We start from the raw sequence: 3,957 nt of genomic DNA, 5'->3' as shown, positions 1-3,957 counted from the left end.
GTGCCGGACGCAGCGGAAACCGGTTTCGGCTATATCGAGCTGGGCGACCGGCTGGACGAGCAGGGGGCGGCCAAGGTGCGCCGCTTCGTCGAGAAACCCGATGAGGAAACCGCCCGCCGCTACGTGGAAAGTGGCGGTTTCCTGTGGAATTCCGGGATGTTCTGTTTCACGGCCTCGACCCTGGTCGACGAAGCGGCGCACCTTGGCCGCCCCCTGCTCGTCCAGCCGGTCGCCCAGCTCGATATAGCCGAAACCGGTTTCCGCTGCGTCCGGCACCACGCCGAAGGTAACCAGGTGCCCGGCGACGGCGAGACGCGCGGCATGCCCCACCGCCTCGCGGAAGGCCTCCTCGTTGCGGATCAGGTGATCCGCCGGCATCACCACCAGTACCGCCGCGTCGCCATGTTCGGCTTGCAGCGCCAGGGCGGCGACGGCAATCGCCGGAGCGGTGTTGCGCCCGGTCGGTTCGAGGATGAAATGTCCTCGGTGCCGCCCCAGGCGGGCTGCCTGGAACTGGTCCTTGCTCTGGAAGTAATGCTCGCGGTTGGTCACCGTGACGATTTCGCCATGCCCGGCCAGGAGCCCGGCGGCACGTCGGTAGGTCTTGCCCAGCAGGGTCTGGCCATCGGGCAGGCGCATGAACGGCTTCGGCTGTCCTTCACGCGACACCGGCCACAGGCGGGTACCGGCGCCGCCGGAAAGCACCACGGGAATCAGCATGGCTTACTCCCGGGAAACGCGTCGCAGGTCCGCCTCGACCATCATCCGGATCAGCTCGTCCAGGCTGGTCCTGGGCTTCCAGCCGAGCACACGCTGGGCCTTGGCCGGATTACCCAGCAGCACGTCGACCTCGGCGGGCCGGAAGAACGCCGGGTCGATCTTGAGGAAGTCGCGGTAGTCCAGGCCCACATGCTCGAAAGCGATCTGGCACATGTCGCGCACGGTGGTAGTGACACCGGTGGCCACCACGTAGTCGTCGGCCTTGTCCTGCTGCAACATCAGCCACATGGCTTCGACGTAGTCCCCGGCAAAGCCCCAGTCGCGCTTGGCGTCGACGTTGCCCAGGCGCAATTCCTGCTGCTTGCCGAGCTTGATGCGGGCCACCGCGTCGGTAACCTTGCGCGTGACGAACTCGATGCCGCGCAGCGGCGATTCGTGGTTGAACAGGATGCCGCTGGAGGCGTGCAGGCCGAAGCTCTCGCGATAGTTGACGGTGATCCAGTGGCCATAGAGCTTGGCCACGCCGTAGGGGCTGCGCGGGTAGAACGGCGTGTTCTCGTCCTGGCGCTCGGCCTGGATCAGGCCGAACATCTCGCTGGTGGAGGCCTGGTAGAAGCGCGTTTCCGGGCTGAACTGGCGGATCGCCTCGAGCAGGTGGGTCACGCCCAGGCCGTCGACGACGCCGGTGGTCACCGGCTGGTTCCAGGAAGCCCCGACGAAGCTCTGTGCCGCCAGGTTGTAGACCTCCTGCGGCTGCGCCTTGATCACCGCGCGCTGCACCGAACAGGCATCGGCCATGTCGCCGTCCTCGTACTGGATATCGCCTTCGATCCCCAGTTCGCGCAGGCGCCAGCGCGTGTCGCTGCTGCGCCGCGCCACCAGGCCGTGGACCCGGTAGCCCTTCTCCAGCAGCAGCTTGGCCAGGTACGCTCCATCCTGACCGGTGATCCCAGTTACCAGTGCACTTCTTGTCATTCTTCTCGTACCCGTGACTCCCAGTCGGACAGGATCGCCCGCAGGGACTGTTTTATGGTTATTTCAGGCTTCCAGCCCGTGGCGTCGTGCAGTCGCGCATGGCTGCCGCGAACCCGACGCTGTTCCGCCCGGCGCATCCGGGCAGGGTCCTGAACGATTTCCAGTTCGACCTGGGCGATGTCCGCCAGCAGTTCGATCAGCTCGCGAATCTTCTGCTCCTGCCCGGAACAGACGTTATAGACGGCGCCCGCCTCGCCGTGGGAGAGCAGGCGCAGATAGGCTGACAGCACGTCCTGGACATCGAGGAAATCACGGCTGACGTCGATGTCCCCCACTTCCAGCCGATTGGCCTGCAAGCCTTGCTTCATCCGGGCGATCTGCCGCGCGGCGCTGGCGATCACGAAGCTGTCCTTCTGCCCCGGCCCGATATGGTTGAACGGCCGCGCCACCAGCACCCGCCAGCCTTCGGTGATACCCCACTGCAGGCACAGCGACTCGGCCGCCAGCTTGCTGACCGCATAGGGATTGCGCGGGTGGGGGATGAGTTCCTCGTGGATCGGCAACGCCGCCTCGGCCACCTGGCCGTAGACGTCGCCGGAGCTGATGTACAGGAAGGTACCGGAGAAGCCCCGCGCCTTAAGCGCCTGGAGCAGGTTCAGGGTGCCAAGGAGGTTGATCTGCAGGGTCCGCGCAGGATCGCGGAAGGCCTCCGGCACGTAGGTCTGCCCGGCCAGGTGGATGACCGCATCCGGCAGCTCCGGCCAGAGGTCGCCCAGCGAATCCGGCTCCAGCAGGTCGTAACGATGCGGTACGGGAAGGAGCGCCCACGGCGTGTGGGCCGCTGCCAGATAAGCTTGAAGATGCTTGCCTACGAAACCGGAGAGCCCGGTGACGAACAGACGCTGAGTCAAGGAGGCGGGCCTTTTATCTGATGCTACGCTCGGCGACGCTCTTCCTAGGAATACGACGCTTCATAGGTCATGCCGGATAGCGTGTTGTTCTGATTATCGCGCTCCAATCTGTGCCAAGAATGCGCCGATTTCAACCGCTTATTCGTGACCGGTAGGTTCTCACTCGAACGGCATGACGTTTTCTCCGTCAGCCTTCACGTTTTTGCGAAAGGTATGTTTAGAATGCCTCTCGATTTCGTGCTTGACTGCCTCCTGTGCTGTTGGTCGAACAGGTCGCGGTCGTGATAACAGAACAAGAACACGATGGGTCGACCAGTCCGCCGGGAAGGCTTCCGCACAACGAAGCAGCGCCTGGCCTCGCTCATCACCACCAAGCTGTCGAACGGGCAGTTTCATCACGAGATGCCATGAATTTCATCCTTTACTCGGATATCAACGAGCGCTCGATCGGCCACAACCTCGGTCGCCCCGAATACAGCTACTACTTCGTCCTCAAGGCCTACCGGCCAATCCTCGAATCGCTGGGACAGGTCCACCTGGTACAGAGCACGGACGAAGTCGACCCGCTCTACCGGCAACTGCATGAACAGGGCGAAGACTGCCTGTTCCTCTCCTTCACCCCGCCGCACAAGGCGGCGCGGGACCTGCAATGCCCGATGCTGTGCGTGGTCGCCTGGGAGTTCGAGTCGATTCCCGACGTGGCGTGGGACGGCGATCCGGCGCAGGACTGGAGCCAGGTCCTGGCCGGCCATGGCGCAGCCATCACCCTCTCCGAGCAGACTGCCCACGCGGTTCGCCGGGTGCTGGGCGAAGATTTTCCGGTGCTGGCGCTGCCGACGCCGATCTGGGAGGAGTTCGCCGCGATCCGCCAGCAAGGCGAACGGAATCCGGTCAAGTCCGCCGAGACCCTGCAACTCAAGGGCTGCGTCATCGACAGTCGCCTGCTGGGCCTTTCCGCCGACGGCCTCATCGCACCGATCAGGGAAGAGACCGAGGATGAGATCCTCGAGGTCCTCCCCGAGACGCCCGCCGAGCCCGAGCCCGAACCGGTCCCTGAGCCAGAACCAGAGCCAGAGCCGGTTCCTCTCGACTGGAGGCGCCGACTGGTCATCAGCAAGCACTACCTGCTGCTGTGGTACCGGGAAGCCGTCAGCGACCTGGTACCCATACCGGTACGCCGCTGGCTGTTCCGTCACCTGCGCCGGCCGCTGCCGCCCCCGCCAACGGCGCTGGAAACGCTGCCGGAGCCATTGCCCCAGGCCACCGAGCCGATGCCGCCCGCCGAACCCGAGCATCCGCCGGCGCTGCTGCCGGACGTCGACCAGCACCAGCAGGTCGTCGTGGACGGGGT

At 65.0% G+C, this 3,957-nt stretch carries 2 protein-coding genes and 3 pseudogenes; 2 read left to right on the top strand and 3 right to left on the bottom strand.

The window, feature by feature from the left end:
- Positions 1-126: pseudogene (locus tag FFS27_RS29835) on the top strand (sugar phosphate nucleotidyltransferase); the annotation flags it as partial.
- Here FFS27_RS29835 and FFS27_RS29830 read toward each other — a convergent pair.
- The 3 genes and pseudogenes from FFS27_RS29830 to rmd form a co-directional block, all read right to left on the bottom strand.
- Positions 103-720: pseudogene (locus FFS27_RS29830) on the bottom strand (sugar phosphate nucleotidyltransferase); the annotation flags it as partial. The pseudogenes FFS27_RS29835 and FFS27_RS29830 overlap by 24 nt on opposite strands.
- Positions 721-723: 3 nt before the next feature.
- Positions 724-1,695 (bottom strand): GDP-mannose 4,6-dehydratase, encoded by a 972-nt coding sequence (gene gmd / locus FFS27_RS29825; RefSeq protein ID WP_003096890.1) that lies wholly within the window; start codon positions 1,693-1,695, stop codon positions 724-726.
- Positions 1,692-2,606, bottom strand: coding sequence for a GDP-6-deoxy-D-mannose reductase (gene rmd / locus FFS27_RS29820; RefSeq protein WP_003096892.1), 915 nt, complete (start codon positions 2,604-2,606; stop codon positions 1,692-1,694). The genes gmd and rmd overlap by 4 nt, the downstream gene beginning before the upstream one ends.
- 407 nt (positions 2,607-3,013) lie before the next feature.
- Here rmd and FFS27_RS29815 point away from each other — a divergent pair.
- A pseudogene (locus tag FFS27_RS29815) lies at positions 3,014-3,957 on the top strand (glycosyltransferase family 1 protein); the annotation flags it as partial.

The organism is Pseudomonas sp. 2VD, assembly GCF_005503585.1.
Lineage (GTDB): Bacteria > Pseudomonadota > Gammaproteobacteria > Pseudomonadales > Pseudomonadaceae > Pseudomonas > Pseudomonas aeruginosa.
Note: the sequence above shows the minus strand (reverse complement) of the source record. Positions and strands in the feature narration are given on the sequence as shown.

Coding starts and splice junctions, on each gene's coding strand:
- gmd (WP_003096890.1), bottom strand. CDS start 1,695: ATGACAAGAAGTGCACTGGTAACTGGGATCACCGGTCAGGATGGAGCG.